17 protein-coding genes and 1 pseudogene are annotated in these 18,317 nt (G+C 72.5%); 10 read left to right on the plus strand and 8 right to left on the minus strand.

The features are described from left to right. Positions 1 to 25 precede the first annotated feature (25 nt). The 4 genes from ACZ60Q_RS23275 to ACZ60Q_RS23290 are packed head-to-tail and all read right to left on the minus strand — an operon-like array spanning position 26 to position 3,364. Positions 26 to 958 carry an ABC transporter substrate-binding protein gene (locus ACZ60Q_RS23275; protein ID WP_469637795.1) on the minus strand — a complete coding sequence of 311 codons (933 nt, stop codon included), beginning with the start codon at positions 956 to 958 and terminating at the stop codon, positions 26 to 28. A 9-nt stretch (positions 959 to 967) separates the two neighbouring features. Further along, positions 968 to 1,645 carry an ABC transporter permease gene (locus ACZ60Q_RS23280; protein WP_469637798.1) on the minus strand — a complete coding sequence of 226 codons (678 nt, stop codon included), beginning with the start codon at positions 1,643 to 1,645 and terminating at the stop codon, positions 968 to 970. A gap of 4 nt (positions 1,646 to 1,649) precedes the next feature. Further along, on the minus strand, positions 1,650 to 2,300 hold the full coding sequence (locus ACZ60Q_RS23285) for an ABC transporter permease (protein WP_469637801.1): 651 nt from the start codon (positions 2,298 to 2,300) through the stop codon (positions 1,650 to 1,652). Next, on the minus strand, positions 2,297 to 3,364 hold the full coding sequence (locus ACZ60Q_RS23290) for an ABC transporter ATP-binding protein (protein ID WP_469637804.1): 1,068 nt from the start codon (positions 3,362 to 3,364) through the stop codon (positions 2,297 to 2,299). Before ACZ60Q_RS23290 ends, ACZ60Q_RS23285 begins: the two co-directional genes overlap by 4 nt. A 390-nt stretch (positions 3,365 to 3,754) precedes the next feature. Between ACZ60Q_RS23290 and ACZ60Q_RS23295 the strand changes: the two are divergent. The 4 genes and pseudogenes from ACZ60Q_RS23295 to ACZ60Q_RS23310 all read left to right on the plus strand — a co-directional run. Continuing rightward, positions 3,755 to 4,015: pseudogene (locus ACZ60Q_RS23295) on the plus strand (aromatic amino acid lyase); the annotation flags it as partial. 216 nt (positions 4,016 to 4,231) lie between these two features. Beyond that, a complete protein-coding gene (locus ACZ60Q_RS23300; protein WP_469638316.1) occupies positions 4,232 to 4,861 on the plus strand; it encodes an ABC transporter ATP-binding protein in 630 nt (209 codons plus the stop codon). Further along, the gene (locus ACZ60Q_RS23305; RefSeq protein WP_469637807.1) at positions 4,858 to 6,489 is read left to right on the plus strand and encodes a hypothetical protein; all 1,632 of its coding nucleotides are present in this window, start codon (positions 4,858 to 4,860) and stop codon (positions 6,487 to 6,489) included. The genes ACZ60Q_RS23300 and ACZ60Q_RS23305 overlap by 4 nt, the downstream gene beginning before the upstream one ends. An 83-nt stretch (positions 6,490 to 6,572) precedes the next feature. After that, positions 6,573 to 6,695: a hypothetical protein gene (locus tag ACZ60Q_RS23310; RefSeq protein ID WP_469637810.1), complete on the plus strand. Its 123-nt coding sequence runs from the start codon at positions 6,573 to 6,575 to the stop codon at positions 6,693 to 6,695. Between the two features lie 170 nt (positions 6,696 to 6,865). Here the strand turns inward: ACZ60Q_RS23310 and ACZ60Q_RS23315 are convergent, their stop codons facing one another. Continuing rightward, positions 6,866 to 7,600 (minus strand): alpha/beta fold hydrolase, encoded by a 735-nt coding sequence (locus ACZ60Q_RS23315; RefSeq protein ID WP_469637813.1) that lies wholly within the window; start codon positions 7,598 to 7,600, stop codon positions 6,866 to 6,868. A gap of 79 nt (positions 7,601 to 7,679) precedes the next feature. Here ACZ60Q_RS23315 and ACZ60Q_RS23320 point away from each other — a divergent pair, with 79 nt between their 5' ends. After that, complete coding sequence (locus ACZ60Q_RS23320) at positions 7,680 to 8,654, plus strand: helix-turn-helix transcriptional regulator (protein WP_469637816.1); 975 nt, start codon at positions 7,680 to 7,682, stop codon at positions 8,652 to 8,654. Between the two features lie 364 nt (positions 8,655 to 9,018). Here the strand turns inward: ACZ60Q_RS23320 and ACZ60Q_RS23325 are convergent, their stop codons facing one another. Continuing rightward, positions 9,019 to 10,119 carry a hypothetical protein gene (locus tag ACZ60Q_RS23325; RefSeq protein ID WP_469637819.1) on the minus strand — a complete coding sequence of 367 codons (1,101 nt, stop codon included), beginning with the start codon at positions 10,117 to 10,119 and terminating at the stop codon, positions 9,019 to 9,021. A 105-nt stretch (positions 10,120 to 10,224) separates the two neighbouring features. Further along, positions 10,225 to 10,806, minus strand: coding sequence for a TetR/AcrR family transcriptional regulator (locus tag ACZ60Q_RS23330; protein ID WP_469637822.1), 582 nt, complete (start codon positions 10,804 to 10,806; stop codon positions 10,225 to 10,227). Between the two features lie 225 nt (positions 10,807 to 11,031). Between ACZ60Q_RS23330 and ACZ60Q_RS23335 the strand changes: the two genes are divergently transcribed. From ACZ60Q_RS23335 to ACZ60Q_RS23350, 4 genes are read left to right on the plus strand one after another with little or no spacing between them, the layout of a single operon-like run. After that, positions 11,032 to 11,610 carry a (2Fe-2S)-binding protein gene (locus ACZ60Q_RS23335; RefSeq protein WP_469637825.1) on the plus strand — a complete coding sequence of 193 codons (579 nt, stop codon included), beginning with the start codon at positions 11,032 to 11,034 and terminating at the stop codon, positions 11,608 to 11,610. Beyond that, positions 11,607 to 12,599, plus strand: coding sequence for an FAD binding domain-containing protein (locus ACZ60Q_RS23340; protein WP_469637828.1), 993 nt, complete (start codon positions 11,607 to 11,609; stop codon positions 12,597 to 12,599). The genes ACZ60Q_RS23335 and ACZ60Q_RS23340 overlap by 4 nt, the downstream gene beginning before the upstream one ends. Continuing rightward, complete coding sequence (locus tag ACZ60Q_RS23345; protein ID WP_469637830.1) at positions 12,596 to 14,749, plus strand: xanthine dehydrogenase family protein molybdopterin-binding subunit; 2,154 nt, start codon at positions 12,596 to 12,598, stop codon at positions 14,747 to 14,749. The genes ACZ60Q_RS23340 and ACZ60Q_RS23345 overlap by 4 nt, the downstream gene beginning before the upstream one ends. After that, the gene (locus ACZ60Q_RS23350) at positions 14,742 to 15,899 is read left to right on the plus strand and encodes an XdhC family protein (RefSeq protein ID WP_469637833.1); all 1,158 of its coding nucleotides are present in this window, start codon (positions 14,742 to 14,744) and stop codon (positions 15,897 to 15,899) included. The genes ACZ60Q_RS23345 and ACZ60Q_RS23350 overlap by 8 nt, the downstream gene beginning before the upstream one ends. Here the strand turns inward: ACZ60Q_RS23350 and ACZ60Q_RS23355 are convergent. Beyond that, entirely contained in the window at positions 15,886 to 16,575 is a 690-nt protein-coding gene (locus ACZ60Q_RS23355; RefSeq protein ID WP_469637836.1) for a TetR/AcrR family transcriptional regulator, read from the minus strand. The two genes, ACZ60Q_RS23350 and ACZ60Q_RS23355, sit on opposite strands and share 14 nt — an antisense overlap. Before the next feature lie 230 nt (positions 16,576 to 16,805). On the opposite strand from ACZ60Q_RS23355, the gene ACZ60Q_RS23360 reads away from it, so the two are divergent. Next, on the plus strand, positions 16,806 to 18,140 hold the full coding sequence (locus tag ACZ60Q_RS23360) for an MFS transporter (RefSeq protein WP_469637839.1): 1,335 nt from the start codon (positions 16,806 to 16,808) through the stop codon (positions 18,138 to 18,140). The last annotated feature ends 177 nt before the right edge of the window (positions 18,141 to 18,317 follow it).

Consider the following 18,317-nt stretch of genomic DNA (forward strand, 5'->3'; position numbering starts at 1 on the left):
GGCGGGGAGGACCCGCCGGCCGCGGCTACTTCTTGATGCCGTGCTCCGCCGCCCAGTCGTTCGCGACGTCCTCGGTGTCCTTGCGGTCCTTGTCCACGAGGCGGTTGAGCTCGGTGAGGTCCTCGGTCGTCAGCGCGGCGCCGAGGCGGGCGAGCGCCTTGCGGACCGTCGAGTCGGCCTTGCGGTCGGCGATGAGCGGAACGACGTGCTGGCCGGGGATCAGGTTCTTGGGATCGGTGAGGACGACCCAGCCCTCGGCGGCGATGTCGGTGTCGGTGGTGAAGAGGTTCGCCACGTCCACGTCGCCCTTCTTGAGGGCTCCCTTGACCAACGGGCCCGAGGAGTCGAGGGACTTGAACTCCTTGAACTCCACGCCGTACACGTCCTTGAGGCCCACCGAGCCCACCGTGCGCTTCTTGACCTCGGGGGCCGCGCCGATGACGAGCCTGCCGTTGTGCTTCGCGAGGTCGGCCAGGGACTTCAGGCCGTACTCCTCGGCGGTCTCCTTGGTCACGGCGAAGGCGTCGGCGTTCTCCGCCTCGCCGTAGGGCAGGATCTGCAGGCCGCGCGGCAGGAGCATCGCGAGGGCGTTCTGCGTCGTGCCCTCCTCGGTGGCCGTGGCCTTCGCGTCGAGGTAGTGCAGCAGCGCGCCCTGGTACTCGGGCAGCAGATCGATGTCGCCGCCCTTCAGCGCGGGGATGAGGATCTCGCGGGTGCCCAGGTTGGGGCGGACCTTCGTCCTTACCCCGGCCGCTTCGAGGGCCGCGGCGTAGAGATACCCGAGGACCTGGTTCTCGGTGAAGTTGGCGGTGCCGATGGTGACGCCGCCCTCGCTGGAGCCCCCGCCCCCGCCGCCGGACCCCTCCCCGTCGAGGGAGGTGATGCCGCCGCCGCACGAGGCGAGCGCGGGGACGGTGGCGGCGGCGAGGAGTCCGCCGAGGAGATTTCTGCGGTTCATGGGGGGCTCCTAGGCCTGGGCCCGCGTGGCGGGGCGGTGGCGGAAAAGGACGCGCTGGAGGGCGGAGAGCGCGAGGTCGAGGACGACGGCGACGAGCGCCACGAGCACGGCCCCGCCGAGCACCGCGACGAGGTCGCGCTGGGCGAGCCCGTCGAAGACGTACCGGCCGAGCCCGCCGAAGGAGACGTACGCGGCGATGGTCGCCGTCGCGACGACCTGGATGAGCGCGAGCCGGAGCCCGGTCATGACGAGGGGCAGCGCGAGGGGCAGTTCGACCTGGAAGAGGACCTGGTGCCAGCGCATGCCCTGGCCGCGCGCCGCATCCCGCACCTCCGGGTCGACAGCCGTCATTCCGGCGTAGGTGTTGGTGACGATGGAAGGGACCGCGAGCGCCACGAGGGCGATGTAGACCGGCCATATCGACAGCCCACTGGCGAGGAAGACGAGGACCACGAGACCGACCGTGGGCAGTGCCCGCCCGAAGCTCGACAGGTTGATCGCGATGAACGCGCCGCGCCCGGTGTGGCCGATGAGCAGGCCGACCGGCAGGGCGATGGCGGCGGCGACGAGGGTGGCGAGCAGTGAGTACTGGAGGTGCTCGGCAAGGCGGTGCCCGATGCCGTCGGAGCCGGTCCACTGCTCACCGCTGACCAGCCAGGAGCCGAGGCCCTTGAGGAGTTCGTACATGAGGTCAGGCCCCCTGCTTCTGCCGGCGGGTCCACGGCGTCAGGACGTACTGGAGGGTGACGAGCAGGGCGTCCGCGACGAGTGCGAGGAGCAGGGTCAGGACGACGCCGGCGATGACGGGGGTGGGGAAGTCGCGCTGGAACCCGTCGGTGAAGAGCTGCCCGAGGCCGCCGTCCCCGATGTACGTGGCCACGGAGACCAGGGAGATAGCCATCACCGTCGCGATCCGCACGCCTGCCATGATCACGGGGAGCGCGAGGGGCAGTTCGACGGTGAGCAGGGTGCGCAACGGCCGTGAACCCATCGCCTTCGCCGCTTCCTTCGTCCGGGTGGGGACGGAGTCCAGGCCCTCGACGGTGTTCCGCAGGAGCACGACGAGCGTGTAGATCGTCAGCCCGATGACGGTGGTGGTGCGGGTGAGCCCGCTGACCGGCAGGAGGAGGACGAACACGGCGATGGACGGGATCGTGAACAGGACGTTCGAAAGCCCGAGGAGCAGCCCGCGCAGCCTGCGAACCCGGTGTGCCACCACGGCCAGGGGGAGCGAGACGAGCAGACCGAGGAGTACGGCGGTCAGGGCGGCCTGGAGGTGGGAGAGCGTCAGGGCGGTGAGATCGTCGGTGTGGTCGGCTATCCACGACCAGTCGACACTCACGCGGTCGCCGTGCTCGCCGCGCCGTGCACCTGGCCCGCGCGGTCGTGGATGTCCTCGCGGGATGTCACGCCGGTGAGGACGCCGTCCGCGTCGACCCGGGCGACCAGACCGCTCGGAGCGGCGATCGACTCGTTGAGCGCGGAGAGGAGCGAGTCGGCGTCCCGCAGGGGCCTGACCGGCATCTGGGCGTCCGTCTCCGCGTCGTGCCAGGCCAGCGGCTTGCGGGCCGCGTCGAGGGTGAGCTGCCAGCGGCCACCTTCGGGGGCGGGGCCTTGGGCGACCTCTTCGAGCGTCGTCAGCGACAGCAGCTTCAGGCCGCGCTCCGCGCCGAGGAAGTCCGCGACGAACGCGTCCGCGGGGCGGGCCAGGAGCTCGGCGGGGGCGGCGCACTGGACGAGATGGCCACCGGTACGGAAGACGGCTATCCGGTCCCCGAGCCGTACGGCCTCGTCGATGTCGTGTGTGACGAAGACGATCGTCTTGTTCAACTCTCTTTGGAGCCGCAGCAGTTCGTCCTGAAGCTGGGTGCGGACCACCGGGTCGACGGCGCCGAAGGGCTCGTCCATCAGGAGGACCGGCGGGTCCGCCGCGAGCGCGCGGGCCACGCCGACACGCTGCTGCTGGCCGCCGGAGAGCTGGTGCGGGTAGCGCTTCTGCGCGTCGGCGGCGAGGCCGACCGTCTCCAGGAGTTCCGCCGCCCGGGCCCGTGCCTTCCTGCGGCCCCAGCCGAGCAGCAGCGGTACGGTCGCGATGTTGTCCAGGACGGTGCGGTGCGGGAAGAGCCCGGACTGCTGGATGACATAGCCGATGGAGCGGCGCAGTTCGGCGGCGTCCTGCTCCTGGACGTCCTCGCCGCCCACTCTGATCGTCCCGGAGGTCGGTTCGACCATGCGGTTGATCATGCGGAGCGTGGTCGTCTTGCCGCAACCGGAAGATCCGACGAGGACGGTCACGCCCCCTTCCGGCAGGTCGAGCGTGAGGTTGTGCACCGCGGTCGTGCCGTTCGGGAAGCGTTTGTGGGCCTGGTCGAACTGGATCATGAGGAGCCCCTTGCCCGGCTGCATATCATCATGCAGAGTTCTCGGTGACTGAATAGGTTGTCAATGGGTCGTCGCCGTGCGGGCGTGAATCCCTGGTTGCCAGTGGCCGCAGGGCAAGACAGGCTGCCCGGCAGGGGATAGATCGCTACGGATGTCGTCTCATATCTCGGACAGGTCGGTAGGCGGCAACGGGGCGACCGTCATACTGGACGGCCGCCGCATGATGGTCGCAGATGTCGTACGAATGGCCGAATCCGTCGCCCGGCCCGTTCCGGCGGCCGAGGGAATGAAGCGCGTGGAAGCCTCCTGGAACGCCGCGCGGGAAATCGCCTCGTGGGGTCGCGTCCATGGTCGTTCCACCGGCGTGGGTGCGAACCGGAATGAGGCCGTGCCCACGGAGGCGGCTTCCGGCCACGGCCTGCGCCTGCCTCGCTCGGTCATGCGGTGCTCTCGCGGGGTGTCGAGGAGCAGGCCGGCTTCGCGTCACTGGCCGCACGACAGACCCTGCGGGCGTGCGAGGCGTACCGGCTCGTCGTGGGCTGTGAACTCGTCGCGGCCGTCAGGGCGTTGCGCCGGCGCGAACTGCGCCTCGACCCGGCGCTGCAGGTCGGCCGCGCCTTCGGACTCGCTGCCTCGACGCTCGACGCGGAACCGGCCGACCGGCCGCTGACGGACGCCGGAGAGCGCGGCAGTGTCCGCGGCCCTCACCACGTACGCGGCGCCGGGCGATCACCGGATCGGTGGGCCGGCAGGCCGCGGACCGGCGCCCGGCCCCGGCGACGACCCGGGGTCCGCGGCCCGCCGGTGCGCCGCGTAGCGTGCGCGGTGAGGAGACCGGCCCGGCGCTTCGGGGAAACGACGGTGGTTCCGGAGGGGAAGATGGAGGGGAAGATGACGGTGGTTCCCGCCATCGCGGCGGACGGCGCGACCGTCGCACCGGGCGACACCACACTGCTCGCGCCGACGACGTTCTCGGTGATGCCGGGCGAGTTCTGGTGTGTCACCGGCGGTAACGGCTCGGGCAAGACGACGCTGCTGCGCGCCTTCCTGGGCAGCCGGACCCTGACCGCCGGCACCTGCTCGGTGCTGGGGGACCCCGTCGACCTGGCGAAGCCCCGGCACCGCCGCCTTGTCGCGTCGCTCGTCGACCCGATCCCGTACGCCCGGGACATGACGCTGCGCGAGCAGGTGACCCTGGTCGCCGCCTCCTGGTACGGCAACTCCCCGAGCACCGTCGAACGCGCCGGGCGGATCATCGACCGGCTCGGACTGGCCTCACTGGGCGAGCGGTTTCCCCATCAGGTCTCGTCCGGGCAGCTCCAGCTCTTCGGCCTGGCGCTGACGCTGGTCCGCCCCGCCGACGTCGTCCTGCTCGACGAGCCCGAACGGCACCTCGACAGCGACCGCGTCGACCTGGTGGCCGCCCTGCTCACCGAGCGGGCCGAGCAGGGCACCGCCTTCCTGGTGGCCACGCACGAGGAGGCGTTGGTGGCGGTGCGGGACGGCCGGGTGAGCCTGTGACGAGGACCCGGACCGTCGCCGCACCCGCGTCCGACGCCCGCGCCCGCGTCCAGGCCGTACGGCAGCGCTACGCCCGGCGCGGCGGCAGGACCACGGTGCGGGGCCGCGCCTACCCCGCCTATCTCCTCGCGCTGTTCACCGCCTTCTACCTGGTGCCGGTCGTCCACGCCCGGAGCACTTCGCCGGCGCCCTTCGCCGTGTCCTTGGCGGGCTTCCCGGTCGGGGCCGCGCCGCTGGTCTGCGCGCTCGCGGTGGCCATGTGCTGGGGCGGCCAGCTCGCCGGGCGGTTCTGGGGTCCGCTGGTGGTCCAGCCGTTCCTGCTGCACGTGCTCATGTCCACGGACCTCTCGCCGACCCACTACCTCGGCACGATCGCCCGGCGCCGCCTGGCGTGCGCGGGCACGGTCACGGCGCTGGTGCTCTGCTCGGCGGCATACCTCGCGACCGACCTGTTCGACCGCCCCGGCACCGCACTGCCAGGTCTCGTGCTGCTGGCCGGGATCAGTGCCCTCGCAGCGGCGGCCTGGCTGTGGGGTCAGGTCCGGGCGGTACGCGACAACCTCCTGCTCGCCTGTGCGGTCGGCGCCTCGGCACTCGTCGTGGCCGCGGTGAGCGGCGCGGCTCCGGACGGCCGTCCCGGTCACTGGCTCGCCGCCCTCTTCCCGGCGGTCCTGGCAGCGGCCATCGGACCGGCGGCGTTCCGCGCGCTGCCCGCGATCGACCTCGCCCGCCTCGCACGGGAGTCGGCGCGCGCCTCCCAGGCCCAGGCGTACGCCTGGACCGGCACGCTCCACCACGCGCTCGACCTGTACCGGCCGGAGCCGCGCGGGTTCACCTCCGCCCTGATCCGCACCGACGGACTCCTGCGCGGGTATCTCGCCCAAGGGGTGGTGCGGGCGCTGCGGACGCCCGGACGCGCGGCCGCGGCCGTGACGCTCCTGCCGGCCGGCGGCGCCTCGCTGACCCACGGGGCGGCCGGATCCGGAGCCGGCCCGGAATGGTGGTGGTGGGCGGTCGGCTCGGTCGCGGTGTACCTGGGGTCCGGGTGGGTGGGCGAGACCTGGCGGGGTCTGCGCGACGAGCTGACGCTGGCCCCGCTGTTCGGTGAGCGGTGGGGCGGGCTGCCCGCCCGGGCGCTGGCCTGGCCCGTTGTCGCCGTGACCGCCGGAACGTCCCTGGGCGGCGGCCTGGTGGCCCTGCTCCGGTGGCCCCTTTCCGATGGCCGGGCCGGGAGCACGGCCCTGCTCGTCGCGGCGTCGGTGGTGCTGGTGCTCGGCGCGCGGTTCCTGCGGGAGATGAAGCTGCACCTGCCGCTCGAACTGCTTCTCCCGGTCATCACACCCCTCGGCGACCTGTCCGGACTGCGCGTCGTCGCCTGGCAGTTCGACGGAATTATCGTCGTGGTGACCGGGGTGGCCATGATGAACGCCCTCCCGTCCGCGACCGGCTCGGTGGCGCTGGCGATCTGTCTGGCCGCCTGCTGCGTCTGGGCGGGGCTGCGCCGGACCGGATGGGCGCACCGGGGCCTGCTCACCCGTCTTTGCCGGGAGCGCCACCGCGAACGGGCCTTGCTTCGTGGGACTCGGGGTGCCGGTAAGAACGCTGTCACCGGCCGCGAACGGCGATGATCTTCCGAGGGTGTCACCCGTGTGCGTGAGTCCGAGGCCGTACGGCTGCGGTGGGTGAGGCTCCGCGAGGACGATCGGCGATCGTGGCCCGTACTCCGTTGGACCTGGATGAACTCGTCGAGCACCGGACGCTGCTGAAGGACGAGCAGCGGCTCGTGTCCGGCAAGCGCCGGTGCGACGCGCCTTGGTTTGTCCTGGCCCCATGACCGGCCCTATGGCGAGGTCAACCTCGGTAGGGGCGCCCGCCTCGACCTCGCCGCGGTCTCCGTACCAGGTCCCCGTGCCCCGGCCGGCCGGGCGGCGCGATCCTCCGTGGAGAACGCGTGAACCTGCGCCTGTCCGTCGAGCAACAGGCCCTGCCTCCCAGCCGGCGCGGTCAGGAGACAGCCTTGTCGAGGATGTCGGCGAGTTGGGTGGGGGCGGACAGCATCGGCCAGTGCCCGGTGGGCAGGTCGAAGCGCCTCCACGGCGGCTGGTTCAGGTAGGCCAGCATCGGCACCCCGGCGTCCAGCAGCCCCGTGAAGTCACGGCAGGTGATCAGGACGCGGTCCACACCGGGACCGGGTTCGGTCGGGCCGGTGAGACGCTGGGTGTAGGTGCCGAACGGCTGAGGGGTGGCACGCGAGCGCAGAGCGTCCCGCCGGCCTTCGTCGAGCCCATCGAGGCTGCTGGACAGGCCCAGGACCTCGAACGGCGGCATCGGCAGCCGCCACCCGTCGCCGGACGCGTCGACCTGCCGGCGCAGCTGGTCCGCTGCCTGCGGCGGCATGAGGTCGAGCATGCACATGCCTTCGGTGAACGGGGCGCTGTCCACGTAGACCACGCGCTCCAGCCGGTCGCCGAGGCGTCCGGCCGCCCCGGTCACCGGAGCGGCCGCGTAGCTGTGGGCGACCAGTGTGACGTCGCGCAGATCGTTCCGCTCGGCGAATCCGGTGATGTCCGCGATGTGTGTGTCCAGGTCCGTCTCGGGTCCGCCCTGGTCCGCGTGCTCGGCCAGGCCGGTCAGTGTCAGCGGCAGCGCCGTGTGGCCGTGCTCCCGCAGAATGAGGGCGGTGTCTTCCCAGGCCCACGCCCCGAGCCAGGCACCGGGAACGAGTACGAAGGTGGCCATGTGATCTCCCAGAAGTAGGTGTTGCTGGGAGCGTAAGCTCGATACAGGACAGAATCCGCCCTGAAATGCCGAGTGATCCATGTCGCATCCCCTCACCCGTGTGCTGACCCTGCTGGAACTCCTCCAGTCGAACGCCCGACTCACCGGAACGGAGCTGGCCGACCGCCTGGACACCGACGTCCGCACCGTGCGCCGGTACGTTGCCCACCTGCGGGAACTGGGCATCCCCGTGGAGGCCGAACGTGGCCGCTACGGTGGCTATCGACTGGCGCGCGGCTACCGGATGCCACCTCTGGTCCTCACCAACGAAGAGGCCCTCGCCGTCGTTCTCGGCCTGCGCGCGGCAGAACGCCTGGGCATGGGTACTGCCGCGCCGGCCCATGCCGGCGCCTTGGCCAAGATCGAGCGGGTGCTCCCGCACGCCCTGCGCGAACCGCTCGCCGCGATGAGGGAGACCTTGTCCTTCACCGCCAACGCCGTGACCGGTCAGGCGCCCGGCACCGGCGTCCTGCTGGCCCTGGCCCAGGCATCCCGCGCCCGCACGACCGTGGGTATCAGCCACCAGTCCTGGCGCCAGGAACACACCGAACGCGATATCGACCCCTACGGCGTGGTCTTCCACACCGGCCGTTGGTACGTCATCGGCCACGACCACCTCCGCGACAGCCCGCGCACCTTCCGCATCGACCGCATCACCTCCGTCACCTCCCGAGCCGACAGCTTCACCGCACCCGACGACTTCGACCCCGTGGCCCACCTGACCTCGACCCTTGCTCAGGGGTCCTACCGCTGGCAGATCGAGGTGACGATCCATGGCCCCCTCGATGAGATCGCCCGCCGGCTACCCCACTCAGCGGTGACCCTCACCGCCCAGCCCACCGGCGTCCTGATGCGCGCACGGGCAGAACGGCTGGACGGCACGGCCCACATGCTCGCCTCCCTGGAATGGCCCTTCACCATCCACCATCCCGACGAACTCCGGCAGGCGCTCAAAGATCTGGCCGCCCGGCTCACCGCGGCCGCCCAGCGGGGACCGGAAGAACTACCGCAGTAGACAACGGATTTACTGCGGCAGAGCCCCTACCGTGATCAGCGCGACCTGCGGCGGGCTCTCCGGCCGCCGAGGGCGAGGTGTACGCATTGACCGCGGCAGCACCGGAAGGGCAGGGCGGACGTGATGATCGAACCGGTGACCGAACTCGGGAGCAGGGGCGCTCCGTCTGCCGCGCGCCCGGGTGGTGCCGCTTTCCGCCCCGCCCGCGTCGTACATCGCCGCGGTCGAGCGGTACCTCACCGGTGCGGGCATCGCGAAGTCCTCCGCGCGGATCTACCGGATCTCTCTGACGACGTTGGGGGTGGATGCCGCTTCGCGGCGCTCCCCGTGGACGCTCCCGCGCGGTGCGCGGACCCGCCCCTCCTCAGGAGCGGGTGGCGGTTCTGCAGCCCCCGTCGTCGCCTTTCCCCATATGCTCCTCCATCGACGTGCTCCGGTCGTACGGGTCGACCTCGGCGCCGTCGCCCGAGTCGGCTGCGGTGCGCTCGGCGAGGAACGCGGGGGTCAGATAGCCGGTGTAGGTGTCGCAACCGCCGTTGGTGGTGTCCACCTTGTAGGAGACGAGGGAGAACGTCCCCGGCTCGATCACGATCTTCGCCGGGTCGTCCCAGCTCATCACCACCTCGCGGCGCACGATGGTCCGCGCGACCTCGTCGCCGCCCCCCGTGGCGCGCACGACCGGATAGACGTAGGTGATGTCGGTGGACACCTCCACCGCACCGCGCTCGCCCTCCCGGAAGGTGACCCGGCCGCGGGTCTTGACCACGTCCCCGGCCGGCCGCACATCGGAGGACCGGAAGCGGCTGAACAGGAGGAGCGGGTCGTTCTCGCGGTCGGGTGCGCCGAGCGCCTTCCCGAGGAAGCCTCGCACATCCGACTGGTGCGGGTTGATCAGCGCGATGGCCTTGTCCGGCCGCTCGCCGCGCAGCACGGCGCGGTCGAGACTGGACGCCGCGAGGAAGTCCCGGGTCTTCGCGAGCGCTTTTGCGACCTCCGCCCTGTTCATCCAGCCGGTTTCCCGGGCCTCGGGCAGGTGGATGCCCGCCGTTCCGTCGCTCCATCGCGCGGCCGGTGATCCCCTGAACGGTTCGTCCAGGGTGGGCGGCCGGTCCGCGGCGTCCTGTGCGGGCGGCGCGGTCGGGCGCTCCGATTCCGCGGCGAGGGGCGCGGCGCTCACACCGTCGCCGCCGTCGAACCAACTGCTGATCCCCCAGGGGCCGACGGCCACGACCACCACGGCGACCGAGGCCGCCAGGCCGAGCGCGGCCCAGCCCTTGCTCTTCCGCGGCCGGGCCGGCGTGTAGGTCCGCCACCCCTCCGGCGGGCCGGACTCTTCCTGGAGCCGCCGCGCCACCATCCGGGCCCGCGCCGACGGCTCCTCGGGCGCACCCGTGCCCCCGGCCTCGGCCTCCTTCAGGAAACGTTCCCACTCCTCGTCCGGTACGGACACCCCGCCCTTGCTCAACCCACCGCTCCCGTCACGTGTGTTGTGCTCGGTCCCTCCCCAGGTCCGAGCGCTTCACGGGCATCATCACACGGCCCGCCGACAACCTGACGGCGGGCGGTCCGGTCACCGGCCGGGCGCCCCGAAGCGTAGTCCGTCCATGACGAAATCCAGGAGCCGGCCGGCCCTCGGTTCCCAGTCCTCGTGCGGATCGATCTGCCAGAGACCGGCGATGACGAGGAAGAAGTCGTCCGGGGTGATCCCGGGGCGGACGACGCCGGCGTCCTCGCAGGCGCGGAGCAGGGTTCCGGCCGCCTCCATGACCGGGGCGGGTCCGGGCTTGGCGGGTCCGCCCGGCGCGCCGGTGACCAGCCGGATCGCGTCCGCGAGACCGGCCTTGGTCATGGCGAAGCGGGCGAGGCGGTCCATCCACTCGCGCAGGGCCCGTTCGGGCGGGCGCGTCTGGAGCAACTCGCCCGCGGCGTCGGCGACCTGCCGCATCTCGTAGCGGTAGACCTCCAGGACGAGGGCCTCCCGGTCCGGGAAGTTGCGGTAGAACGTGCCCTGCCCGACGCCCGCCTTCTTGGCGATCGCGCTCAGTGGGGCGTCCGCGCGCAGCGTCAGCTCGACCGTGGCCACGTGCAGGATGCGTTCGCGGTTGCGCTGCGCGTCCGAACGCAGGGGGGCGTCCTTCTTCCGCTGGGACACGGATCCTCCTCGCGGGCTCGTGGCCGAAACCCGTCCTTGTTAACCGGACAGCTGTCCGTTACGTTTTTTCCGTGAGCGGACAATAGTCCGGTTAGGGCCACCTTAGCGCTGGTCGCGTTCGCCGGTCGCGTTCGCCGGTCGCCGGGCCGACCGGTCGGCCCGGTTCCTCGTCACCAGTCACCAGTCACCAGACAAGCAGACACCAGACAGCAGAGAAGGCTGATCATGCCCGCAGCGGCCTCGCCGACGTCCAGTGCGATCACGCTGAACGTCAACGGCGAGAAGCACCATCTGCCCATCGACCACCGCACCACCCTGCTCGACGCCCTGCGCGAGCGCCTCGATCTCACCGGCACCAAGAAGGGCTGCGACCAAGGACAGTGCGGCGCCTGCACCGTCCTGGTCGACCGGCGACGCGTCGTCTCCTGCCTCAGCCTCGCGGTCGCGGCCGAGGGACGCGAGATCACGACCATCGAAGGTGTGGCCGAGGGCGACGACCTGCACCCCGTCCAGCAGGCCTTCCTCGACCTCGACGGCTACCAGTGCGGCTACTGCACACCCGGCCAGATCTGCTCGGCCATCGCCGTCATCGAGGAACACGCGGCCGGCTGGCCGAGCGCCGTCACCGACGACCCGGGTCCCGGGGCCGGGCCGCCACCGCTGACTCCCGACGAGATCCGGGAACGGATGAGCGGCAACCTGTGCCGCTGCGGTGCCTACGTCTCGATCGTCCGAGCCGTCGCCCGCGCCGCCGAGTCCCACGCCGAGGAGCGCACGACAGCCACGAAGGAGGCCGCCGTATGAAGGAGTTCGGCTACCAGCGCGCCCAGGACGTCACCGGTGCGGTCGCCCTCCTCGCCGCCGACCCGGACGCGCGTTACCTCGGTGGCGGAACCAACCTCGTCGATCTGATGAAGTCCGGCGTGGAGCGCCCCGCCCGCCTCGTCGACGTCCGTGGACTCCCCCTGGACCGCGTCGAACCCACGGCGGACGGTGGTCTGCGCATCGGGGCGACCGTCACCAACAGCGATCTCGCCGCCCACCCCGGAATCCGCCGCCACTACCCGGCGTTGGCCCAGGCCGTGCTGGCCGGAGCCTCCGGACAACTGCGCAACATGGCCACCGTCGGCGGCAACCTCCTCCAGCGCACCCGCTGCGGCTACTTCACCGACGTCTCCCAGCCCTGCAACAAGCGTGCCCCGGGCAGTGGTTGCCCCGCCGTCGCCGGCGAGCACCACAACCACGCCGTCCTCGGCGCCTCCGGCCACTGCGTGGCCGTACACCCCTCCGACATGGGCGTGGCGCTGACGGCGTTCGACGCGGTGGTCTCCTACGAGAGCGCCGACGGACCCGGCGAAACGCCGTTCACCGACTTCTACCTCCCCGTCGGAGACACCCCGCACCGGGAGACCGCCCTGCCGCCCGGCGCTCTGATCACCCACGTCAGCCTGCCCGCCGCGCCCGTCGCCGCCCACTCCCGCTACCGCAAGGTGCGCGAGCGCGCCTCGTACGCCTTCGCCATCGGCTCCGTCGCAGCGGCGCTCGACATCGAGGGCGGCCTCGTGCGCGAAGCACGCCTCGCCCTCGGAGCCGTGGCCTCGCGGCCCTGGCGCGCCCGTACGGCGGAAGCCGTGCTGACCGGCGCGCCGGCCGACGGCGCGACCTTCGCCGCAGCGGCGGACGCCGAACTCGCCGCCGCCCGGCCACTGCCCGACAACGGATACAAGGTGACCCTCATGCGCAACCTCGTGGTCTCCGTACTCACCGAACTCGCCGGAAGGGACGCCCGATGACGACCACCACGCCCGGGCCCCCGGCCGTGCGCGGAGCCGTCGGCGTCGCCCACACCCGCGTCGAGGGCCGCGACAAGGTCACCGGCGCGGCCCGCTACGCGGGCGAGATCCCGTTCGTGGACCTGGCCCACGGCTGGCTCGTGCTGTCCACGGTCACCCGTGGCCGGATCCTTGACGTCCGGACCGCCCCGGTCCTCGACATGCCGGGCGTGCTCACCGTGCTGCACCACGGCAACGCCCCTCTCCTGAACACCGATTACCTCGGGCAACTCGGCACCCCGCCGGACCCGACCTGCGCCGTCTTCCAGAACGACAGGGTGCCGTTCGCCGGCTGGCCGGTCGCGCTGGTCGTCGCCGAGACCGCCGAGGAGGCCCGGGAGGCCGCCGAAGCGCTCGTGGTGACGTACGACCAGGAGCCCCACGACACCACGCTCGTCGCCGGCCACCCGGACGCCTACCCCGCCGCGAGTCACCTGCCCGCCGAGACGGAGAAGGGCGACCTGGCGGACCGGCTCGCCGCCTCCGCCCATGTGGTGGACGCGTGGTACACCACCCCCGAAGAGCAGCACAGCATGATGGAGCCGCACGCGGCGACCGCCCGCTGGGACGGCGGCCGGCTGGAGGTCGTCGACTCCAACCAGGGAGCCGGCTGGGTCCAGGGCGAGCTGGCCGCGATGTTCTCGCTCGACGCGTCCTCGGTGCGGGTGCGCTCCGAGCACATCGGCGGCGGCTTCGGCAGCAAGGGCCTGCGCGCCCACCAGGTGTCCGCCGTGATGGCCGCCACCGCCCTGCGGCGCCCGGTGCGCGTGGTGCTGACCCGGCGGCAGACGTTCACCCTGGGCGGCTACCGCAGCCCCACCATCCAGCGGATCAGGCTCGGCGCGGCCCCCGACGGCCGGCTGCTGGCCCTGGAACACCTCTCGCTGAACCAGACGTCCACGGTGTACGAGTTCGTCGAGCCCAGCGCGGGCGTCGCCCGGGTGATGTACGACGCCGAGGCACATCGCACCGGCAACCACGTCGTACGGCTCGACGTGCCGTCCCCGACCTGGATGCGCGCACCGGGGGAGGCCCCGGGGTCGTTCGCGATCGAGGCGGCCCTCGACGAGCTGGCGGAGCGCGCCGGTGTCGACCCGATCGAACTGCGCCTGCGCAACGAGCCGGACGTGGGCCCCGTCTCGGGGCTCCCGTTCAGCAGCCGCAACCTGGCGGCCTGCTTCCGCGAGGGCGCGCACAGGTTCGGCTGGGCGAACCGTGATCCGCGTCCCGGCACGCGCCGCGACGGTCGCTGGCTGCTGGGCACCGGCACGGCGGCGGCCTCCTTCGGTGCCGGGGCCGCACCGTCCACCGCCCTGGTCACGGCGGAGGAGGACGGTTCCTTCACCGTACGGATCACCGCGGCCGACATCGGCACCGGAGCCCGCACGGCGCTCACCCTGATCGCCGCCGACGCGCTGGAAACCGTGCCCGGACTCGTCCGGGTCCGTATCGGCGACAGCGACTTCGGCCCCGCGATGATCGCCGGCGGTTCCATGGGAACCCGCTCCTGGGCCTGGGCGGTCACGGCCGCCGCCGCCGAACTGCGGGAGCGGCTCGCGGTGACCACGAGCATCCCCCCGGAGGGGATCACGGTGCGGTCCGACACCACCGAGGCGATCGAGGCCCTCGCGAGGAAGGAACGTCACTCCTACGGGGCCCAGTTCGCCGAGGTCGCCGTGGACACCGCCACCGGCGAGGTCCGGGTGCGCCGCATGCTGGGCATCTTCGCCGCGGGCCGCATCGTCAACCCGCTCACCGCCCGCAACCAGCTCGTCGGCGGAATGACCTGGGGCATCTCCATGGCCCTGCACGAGGAGGCGGTCCGCGACCGGAACAGTGGCGGTCACTACGCCCCCGATCTCGCCGGCTACCACGTGGCCACGCACGCCGACGTCCCGGACATCGAGGCGCACTGGGTGGACGACCACGACCCGGACGACCCGATCGGCATCAAGGGCATCGGGGAGATCGGCATCGTGGGCGCGGCGGCGGCCGTCGCCAACGCGGTCTGGCACGCCACCGGCGCCCGCCACCGGAACCTTCCGATCCGCCCCGACCGGGTCCTCGCGGCGATGAGGCCCGGCCCCGCCGCGGGAGCGGCGGATGCTTGACATCGCCGGTGAGCTGCACCGATGGATGGCACAGGGACGGGAGTTCGCCGTCGCCACCGTCGTCTCCGTCGGCGGCAGCGCGCCGCGCGGGCCCGGCGCGGCCCTCGCCGTCGACAGTGGGGGCACGGTGATCGGCTCGGTCTCCGGCGGCTGCGTGGAGGGCGCGGTCTACGAACTGTGCGCCCAGGCCATCGGCGACGGCAAGACCGTGCGCGAACAGTTCGGCTACAGCGACGAGGACGCCTTCGCCTCCGGGCTGACCTGCGGCGGGGTCATCGACATCATGGTCACGCCGGTCCGCGCCGACTCCCCGGAACGCGCGGTGCTTGGGACCGCGCTGTCCGCCGCGGTCTCCGGCACGGGGGCGGCCCTCGCCCGGGTGGTGGGTGGCCCGGACGGGTTCCTGGGACGGGCCCTGCTCGTGCGCGCCGACGGTACGCACGAGGGCGGGCTCGGCGGGCTCCCGGAGCTGGACCGTACGGCGGCGGCCGAGGCCTCGGCCCTGCTGGACGCCGGCCGGACCGGCACCGTCGACCTCTCCGAGGACGGGACGCGCTGCCCGGGCGGGCTCACCCTGCTCGTCGAGAGCAGCGTGCCACCGCCCCGCATGATCGTCTTCGGCGCGGTGGACTTCGCCGCGGCGCTGGTACGGGCCGGAAAGTTCCTGGGTCACCACGTGACGGTGTGCGACGCCCGGCCCGTCTTCGCCACCCGGGCCCGTTTCCCCGAGGCCGACGAGGTCGTCGTCGACTGGCCCCACCGCTATCTCCGGCGTACCCCCACCGACGGGCGCACGGTGCTGTGCGTGCTCACGCACGAGGCCCGGTTCGACGTGCCGCTGCTCACCGAGGCGCTGCGGATGCCCGCCGCGTTCATCGGCGCGATGGGATCGCGCCGCACCCACGAGGACCGGACGCGGCGGCTGCGCGAGGCCGGTCTGAGCGACCGGGAGTTGGACCGCCTGCGTTCGCCCATCGGCCTTGACCTCGGAGCCCGTACGCCCGAGGAGACGGCCCTGTCGATCGCCGCGGAGATCGTGGCGGCCCGGCGGGGCGGCACGGGCCTGCCGCTGACCGGGAGCGCGGAGCCCATCCACCGGGAACCGCGCCAGGAGTCCCACCGGGACCGGCGGGCCGTCAGCCGGAGCTGAGTCCGCCGCGGATCCGGTCGACGACGGCGGCGACGAGCTGGTCGAACTGCTCGTCCACGGTGGGAAGGGGCAGTGCGGCGGCCTGCCGGAGGGTGGGGATGTCGAGGTCGGCGTGAGCGGTGAGCCAGTTGTCGGGGAGCAGCGTGGTCCGGTCGTCCCCGGCCCGGCCGGCGGGCCCGTCGACCACGAGGGCGAAGGACAGCACGAGCAGGGAGAGATGGCGGTGCGCCGCGAGCGCCGCCGGGAGGTCCAGGCCGATGTCCCGCAGCAGCCGGAGGAAGCGGTCCAGGTGGAGCAGGCGGTTGGGGTGCACCGAGTCCGGGGGCGTGTCCTCGTCCAGGGAGACCAGCAGGGCACGGGGCCAGCGGCGGTAGAGCGCGCGCAGGGAGCGGGCGTAGCCGGCGACGGAGGTCTCCCAGGCGGCGGGGTCGAGCGGGGGCGGGTTCCAGGAGGTCAGCATGAGGTCGACGGCCAGACTGACGACTTCCCCGCGATCTTCGACGTAGTTGTACAACGCCCTTACGGTCACGTCCAGTTCGGCGGCCAGGGCTCGCATGGTGATGGCCGGGAAGCCTTGCGCGCCTGCCATCTCCAGGGCCTTGGCGGCGATGATCTCGCGAGTGAGGACGGGGCGGCCCTTGCGGGTGGCGGGTCGGCGGCGAGGTGTGGCAGGCATGGCGACAGCGTACGGTCCCCGCTTGAACTTCGCACGTGTTGACTTTAGTGGTGGGTCCCGGCAGGCTGGCCATGTCACGGGCCGCCCGGGCCCGTCCGTCCGCTCTCGTCGTGCGGGCCCGTGCACCCCGACGCCCGGAGGCCGGTTCCCGTATGCCTGCTCACAAGTCCCGCCCGCCCGCTCACAAGTCCCGCCGCCTTCCGCCACTGAGCGGGGTTCTGGTCCTTGTGATGGCCTCCACGGGACTGGTGGTCATCGACCTGACGATCGTGGCCATCGGGCTCCCGCTGATCAGCGCCGACGTCGCGGACGGAGCCTCGGCGGATTCCGTGGTGGTGACGTACATGGTCGCCATGGGCGCGCTCACCCAGGTCGTCGGAAGCCTGTCGGACCGGTGGGGCCGACGGGCCCTGTTCCTCGCCGGGATCGCCGTGTTCACCCTGGCCTCCCTGGCCGCGACCGTGGCGCCGGACCTGCTGTGGCTCAACGTCGCCCGCGTCGTCCAGGGGGCGGGAGCCGCCGCGATCATGGTGAACGGCATTCCGCTGCTCTCCGACCGCTACACGGGCGAGGAACGCGACCTCGCGATCGGCGCCTGGGGCTCGTTCGCGACCGCTGCGGGCCTGCTCGCACCGACCCTCGGCGGGGTGCTGGCCGAGACCTTCGGGTGGCGGGCGGTCTTCGCGGTCAACCTGCCCCTCGGCGTGGCCGCCTGGGTGCTGGCCGTGCGCGTGCTGCCCCGTTCCTCGGGGAGTTCGGGGGCGGGGCGGACGGACTGGCTCGGCAGCCTGCTGCTCATGCTCGGCCTCGGCACGGCGACGCTGCTGATGCTGCGCCCCGGCGACGCACCCTGGTCCGGGCGGGAGACCGCCGTGCTGCTCACCGCCTGCCTGGCTCTGGCCGCCTTCCTGGCCGTCCAGCTCCGGGTGCCCGCGCCGACGCTGGAGCTGCGGATGTTCGGCCGGCCCGCGTTCTCCGGCGCGATGCTGGCCGTCCTCCTCTCCCGCGTCCTGACCATCGGCGGCTCGGTCTACCTGGTGCTGTACTTCTCCGACGGTCTCGGTCTGAGCCCGACCGCGGCGGGCCTGCTGATGACCCCGATCTTCCTCGCCCAGATCGTCATGGGCATGGTCGGCTCCAAGCTGATCGGTCGCTGGGCCCCCGGCCTGGTCATCGGCTCCGGCTACGCGCTCAAAGGCGCCGGCCTCGCCGCTCTGGCGTTGCTGATCACCCCCGGCACCCCCTGGTGGGCGCTGCTGGTGCCGCTGCTCGCCTGGGGGGCGGGCGGCGGGATCGCCGGCGCACCCGTCATGGCCGTCGCCGTGCGGGTCACGGCCCCCGAACGGGTCGGCATGGTCGCCGGGACCGTCGCCACCCTCGCCTCCCTCGGCGCGGGGGTCGGCACCGCGGCGCTCGGCGCGGTCTTCACCCTCCACGGAGGCCGCGGCGCCCAGGCGGTCACCGACGGCGCCCGAGCCGTACTGGGCGTGTCCGCGGCGCTCGCGGTCGTCGCCGTGCTCACCACCCTCACGCTCATCGCCCCGCGCGCCGCCTCCGACGGGTGACCTGCTGACGGCGTGGCGTGACGGGCGTTCGGCGCCGCGCACACCCCTGACGCCGTAGAGCCTCGCGCCGGAGGCGTGACCGGCGTCGCCGGGGGTTCTCGGACGAACCACTCGTGCTCGCCGTGGGTCCGGGTGAGCCGTGTCTCACCGGGGCTCCACGCCTTGCCTATGCAACGA

This window comes from Streptomyces sp. NPDC104313 (assembly GCF_055583985.1).

Excerpts from the sequence above, each read along its gene's own strand:
- ACZ60Q_RS23275 (WP_469637795.1), bottom strand. The coding sequence starts at position 958 with ATGAACCGCAGAAATCTCCTCGGCGGACTCCTCGCCGCCGCCACCGTC.
- ACZ60Q_RS23280 (WP_469637798.1), bottom strand. The coding sequence starts at position 1,645 with ATGTACGAACTCCTCAAGGGCCTCGGCTCCTGGCTGGTCAGCGGTGAG.
- ACZ60Q_RS23290 (WP_469637804.1), bottom strand. The coding sequence starts at position 3,364 with ATGCAGCCGGGCAAGGGGCTCCTCATGATCCAGTTCGACCAGGCCCAC.
- ACZ60Q_RS23300 (WP_469638316.1), top strand. The coding sequence starts at position 4,232 with ATGACGGTGGTTCCCGCCATCGCGGCGGACGGCGCGACCGTCGCACCG.
- ACZ60Q_RS23315 (WP_469637813.1), bottom strand. The coding sequence starts at position 7,600 with ATGGCCACCTTCGTACTCGTTCCCGGTGCCTGGCTCGGGGCGTGGGCC.
- ACZ60Q_RS23320 (WP_469637816.1), top strand. The coding sequence starts at position 7,680 with ATGTCGCATCCCCTCACCCGTGTGCTGACCCTGCTGGAACTCCTCCAG.
- ACZ60Q_RS23335 (WP_469637825.1), top strand. The coding sequence starts at position 11,032 with ATGCCCGCAGCGGCCTCGCCGACGTCCAGTGCGATCACGCTGAACGTC.
- ACZ60Q_RS23340 (WP_469637828.1), top strand. The coding sequence starts at position 11,607 with ATGAAGGAGTTCGGCTACCAGCGCGCCCAGGACGTCACCGGTGCGGTC.
- ACZ60Q_RS23345 (WP_469637830.1), top strand. The coding sequence starts at position 12,596 with ATGACGACCACCACGCCCGGGCCCCCGGCCGTGCGCGGAGCCGTCGGC.
- ACZ60Q_RS23350 (WP_469637833.1), top strand. The coding sequence starts at position 14,742 with ATGCTTGACATCGCCGGTGAGCTGCACCGATGGATGGCACAGGGACGG.
- ACZ60Q_RS23355 (WP_469637836.1), bottom strand. The coding sequence starts at position 16,575 with ATGCCTGCCACACCTCGCCGCCGACCCGCCACCCGCAAGGGCCGCCCC.
- ACZ60Q_RS23360 (WP_469637839.1), top strand. The coding sequence starts at position 16,806 with ATGGCCTCCACGGGACTGGTGGTCATCGACCTGACGATCGTGGCCATC.